4 protein-coding genes are annotated in these 3696 nt (G+C 76.1%); 2 read left to right on the forward strand and 2 right to left on the reverse strand.

Translation table 11 applies throughout. The features are described 5' to 3' along the window. Both ACPCK6_RS29360 and ACPCK6_RS29365 read right to left on the reverse strand, forming a co-directional pair. Nucleotides 1-455: adenosylcobinamide-GDP ribazoletransferase (locus ACPCK6_RS29360; RefSeq protein WP_423482830.1), on the reverse strand; the 455-nt coding region annotated here is incomplete at its 3' end. Further along, on the reverse strand, nucleotides 445-2394 hold the full coding sequence (locus ACPCK6_RS29365) for a bifunctional adenosylcobinamide kinase/adenosylcobinamide-phosphate guanylyltransferase (RefSeq protein WP_423482831.1): 1950 nt from the start codon (nucleotides 2392-2394) through the stop codon (nucleotides 445-447). The genes ACPCK6_RS29360 and ACPCK6_RS29365, both read right to left, overlap by 11 nt. Before the next feature lie 268 nt (nucleotides 2395-2662). Between ACPCK6_RS29365 and ACPCK6_RS29370 the strand changes: the two genes are divergently transcribed. Both ACPCK6_RS29370 and ACPCK6_RS29375 read left to right on the forward strand, forming a co-directional pair. Then, nucleotides 2663-2863: a hypothetical protein gene (locus tag ACPCK6_RS29370; protein ID WP_194801142.1), complete on the forward strand. Its 201-nt coding sequence runs from the start codon at nucleotides 2663-2665 to the stop codon at nucleotides 2861-2863. Further along, a complete protein-coding gene (locus ACPCK6_RS29375; RefSeq protein ID WP_423482832.1) occupies nucleotides 2860-3654 on the forward strand; it encodes a site-2 protease family protein in 795 nt (264 codons plus the stop codon). The genes ACPCK6_RS29370 and ACPCK6_RS29375 overlap by 4 nt, the downstream gene beginning before the upstream one ends. Nucleotides 3655-3696: the final 42 nt, after the last annotated feature.

Below are 3696 nucleotides of genomic sequence, written 5' to 3' on the forward strand. Positions count from 1 at the left end.
GCCGCGGTGGCCGTGACCACGGCGGCGAGCGCGGCGAGCGCGTCCCGGCCGGCCAGCTCCGCGAGCACCGCGCTCTGCAGCAGGAGTACGACCACGAGCGCGACCACCCCGAACGGGCCGACGTCCGGCTGCTTCATGATCTCCAGCGCGGCCGGACCACGCCGGTACGAGCCGAGCGCGTCCACGGTGTCGGCCAGTCCGTCCAGGTGCAGGCCCCGGGTGAGCAGCGCGCCCAGCCCCACGGTGACCACCGCGGCGACGAGCGGTGGCGCGAGCGCGCCGGTGAGCACCAGCACCCCGCCGAGTACGGCACCGAGCAGCGCGCCGACCAGCGGCGCGAGGGCCATCGCGGTACCGGCGGCGGCCCGGTCGACCCGCCCGGCGCGTACCGGGAGGGTGGTGAACGTGGTGAACGCCAGCCGGATGCCGTCGGCGAGCCGTGCCTCAGTCGGCACGTCGGCCGGGGGAGACCGGCTCGTCGGACCCGATCGTGGTCGGTCCCGGCCCGGCCGGCTCCGGCTCGGTGAAGTCCGGTTCGGCCCCGCCGCCGGTGGCGGTGTCGTCGGTGTCGCTGTCGTCGGGGCCGCCCAGCGACGGGTGCACCGGCAGCGTGGCGGCGAGCGTCAGCGCGGAACGCAGCAGCGGCAGCGCGGCCAGCGCGGTCGCCCCCTCGCCCAGGTCGAGCCGCAGGTCCACCAGCGGCGTCAGGCCGAGCACGTCGGCGGCGAGCCGCACGCCCGGACGGCCGCCGTGGTCGGGCAGCAGGCACCAGTGCCGGGCCTGCCCGGCCAGGTCGCGGCTGACCATGGCGGCGGCGGTGCCGACCGGCCCGTCCAGCAGCACCGGCACCTTGCGGGCGGTGGCGCCCAGCAGCACGCCGGTGGCCAGCGCGATGTCGCCGCCGCCCAGCTCGGCCAGCACGTCCTTGGCCTCCCGGGCGGAGCGCCGGGTGCGGTGCAGCGCGTCCCGCACCGCCGCGCAGCGGACCATCCAGGCGGTGTCGTCGATCTCGCCCTGCTCGGTGATCACCCGGCCGAGCACCGTCGGCGGCTCCGCACCGGCGGTGGCCGCGAGCACCGCCGCGGCGGCGGCCTCGGCGCCCGCGCCGCACGCGGCGAGCACCAGCAGCTGCACCCCGGCGTCGGCGGCCTGCTCGGCGAGCCGCCAGCCGTAGCGCAGCGCCGCCTCGACCTCGTCGGCGGGCAGGGCCGGACCGTCCTCCATCGGCGCCGAGACGGGTGCCTCGACGATCTGCAGGGCGGCCCGGTTCTCGGCGGCGAGCCGGGCCAGCGCGCCCCGGCCGGCCCGGGTCTGCCGGGCGCGGCGGGCCGACTCACCGGGCGTCGCGCCGGCCGACGCGCCGCCCTCGTGGTCGCCCTGGATCAGCAGTACGCGCACCGAGTCCCACGGACGCGGCGTCGAGGTGCCCTGGGTGGCGGCCGCGAAGCCGACCACCTGCTCCAGCACGCCGAGACCGGCGCCGGGGATGTCGAGGGTGGCGAGCCGGTCGACCGCCTGCGGTCCGGTGTAGTCGTCGGGCATCGGCAGTTCCATGCCCGGCTGGATGACCAGGCCGGTGGCGATCATCGGCAGCGCCATGGTGGGTGCGGCCCAGTCGCCCGTACTCGACGAGTCGTGTGCGGCCGGGGCGGGCACCGGGGCGGCGGCCGGGGTGAGCACCTCGGGCAGCGTCACGTCCCCGGTGCCGAGGTCGGCCGGTACGGCCTGGGCCGGCGCGTTCCGGGGTGCCGCCGTCCGGGGCGCCGCGTGCTGGGGCGCTGCGGCGCGGCCGGGCTCGGCCTCGGGCGACGTGGCGGCGGGCGGCACGGCGTGCGCGGGGGCCGGGGTGGCCGGCTTCAGCCAGGCGGTCTGACCGGCGACGACGAGCGCGACCGCGTCGCAGGCGTCGGCGACCGCGCGGTTCGTCGCGCCCAGCGCGTCGGTGAACGCCCGGCCCAGCGGCGTGGTGGGCACCAGCGACAGTCCCACCTCGGGGCTGACCAGCACCACCCGGGCCGTGCTGGACCGCACCGCCGCGGCCAGCTCGGCGATCGTCGCGGTGTCGTCAGCGGGCTGGTGGGCCGGGTCGATCAGCACCGTCACCCAGCCGCCCAGGTCGTCCACGAGCAGCGTCTCGTTCGGCCCGGCGGCGGCGATCACCTCGACCAGCCGGCCCGGGTCCGCAGCGGTCTCCTCGGTGCTCCAGCTCCCCGGGCGGCGGGCGCGGTGTACGGCGAGGCGGGTCGCCCACTCGGTGTCCTCCGGATCGCCGGCCGGGGCGGTGGCCACGTAGCGGACCGTGGGCGCGTCGGCGACCAGTGACTCGGCGAACTCGGACTTGCCGGAGCGGATACCGCCGAGCACCAGGAGGGTGTGCCACCCGTCAACGGACATGCCCGTACCTTAGTTCGCCCGCCCGCGTTCCGGGCAGCTCGCCCCTCCCCACCCCCACCCCGCCCTCTCCCGCCGCCGATCTCGCGCCTGCGGCCCCCGGGTTGCCGGGAATGACCGCTCTGTCGGGGCGCCAACCGCAAGATCGACGGTGCGGTGGGCGGGGCAGGTCGGCATGATCCATGTGGTGGCGGGCCGTCGTCGGCGGGGCCGACTAGGCTTGCGGAGGTTTGGCGTCCCACGGGACGACGGCGGCGAGGGGAGACGCGGCATGGCGTGGAGCTGGCGGTACGAGGGCACGAACGGCGACGCGGCCGACGGGCCGGCCGAGTCGTTCACGAGCCAGGCGGACGCCGAGTCGTGGATCGGCCAGACCTGGCGGGAGCTCGCGGCATCCGGCGTCACCACGGTCGTGCTGGTCGAGGACGACCGGGTGGACTACCGGATGAGCCTGCAACCCCCGGCCGAATGACGGGCTACGACCGCCCGGGCGAGCCGCTGATCCTCGGCGTGCCCCGGGCGGCGTTCCGGCCCAGCCCGATCTTCCTGGCCCTGGTGGCGTTGTTCGTCGCCTCCGGGGTGATGACCTGGAACCGGTACGGCAACGTCGGCTTCGACGTGTTCCTCTTCGTCGTGTCCGGCTGGCTGGTCTCGCTGTGCCTGCACGAGTACGCGCACGCCGTGGTCGCGTACCGGTCCGGTGACCGGGACATCGCGCACCGCGGCTACCTCACGCTCAACCCGCTGAAGTACACCAGCCCGCTGCTGTCGATCGTGCTGCCGGTGGTCGTGGTGCTGCTCGGCGGCATCGGCCTGCCCGGTGGCGCGGTGTGGGTGGACCGGCACGCCATCCCCGGCCGGCTGCGGCACACGCTGGTCAGCCTGGCCGGTCCGGCCACCAATGTGCTGTTCACGCTGGTGCTGGTCGCGGCGGTCGCGTGGGGGCCGGAACTGGGCGGGCCGCTGGAGTTCTGGGCCGGCGTCGGGCTGCTCGCGTTCCTCCAGCTCACCGCCAGCGTGCTCAACCTGCTGCCGGTGCCCGGTCTGGACGGCGGCAACATGCTCCAGCCCTGGCTCAGTCCTGCCTACCGGCGGATGTACGACCTGTTCGCCCCGTACGGCTTCATTCTGCTCTTCGCGCTGCTGTGGAGCCCGCAGATCAACCGGGCGTTCTTCGGCGCGGTCTTCGCCGCCGGCGACGCGCTCGGCCTGCCGCGCGAGCTGTACCAGATCGGCTACGCCCTGATCCGCTTCTGGGAGTAGCCGGCCCGGTCGGTCCCGGGCCGGTCGGGATCGGGGTCGTAG

The organism is Micromonospora sp. AB353 (assembly GCF_049538395.1).
Lineage (GTDB): Bacteria > Actinomycetota > Actinomycetes > Mycobacteriales > Micromonosporaceae > Micromonospora > Micromonospora aurantiaca.

Coding starts and splice junctions, on each gene's coding strand:
- ACPCK6_RS29370 (WP_194801142.1), top strand. CDS start 2,663: ATGGCGTGGAGCTGGCGGTACGAGGGCACGAACGGCGACGCGGCCGAC.
- ACPCK6_RS29365 (WP_423482831.1), bottom strand. CDS start 2,394: ATGTCCGTTGACGGGTGGCACACCCTCCTGGTGCTCGGCGGTATCCGC.
- ACPCK6_RS29375 (WP_423482832.1), top strand. CDS start 2,860: ATGACGGGCTACGACCGCCCGGGCGAGCCGCTGATCCTCGGCGTGCCC.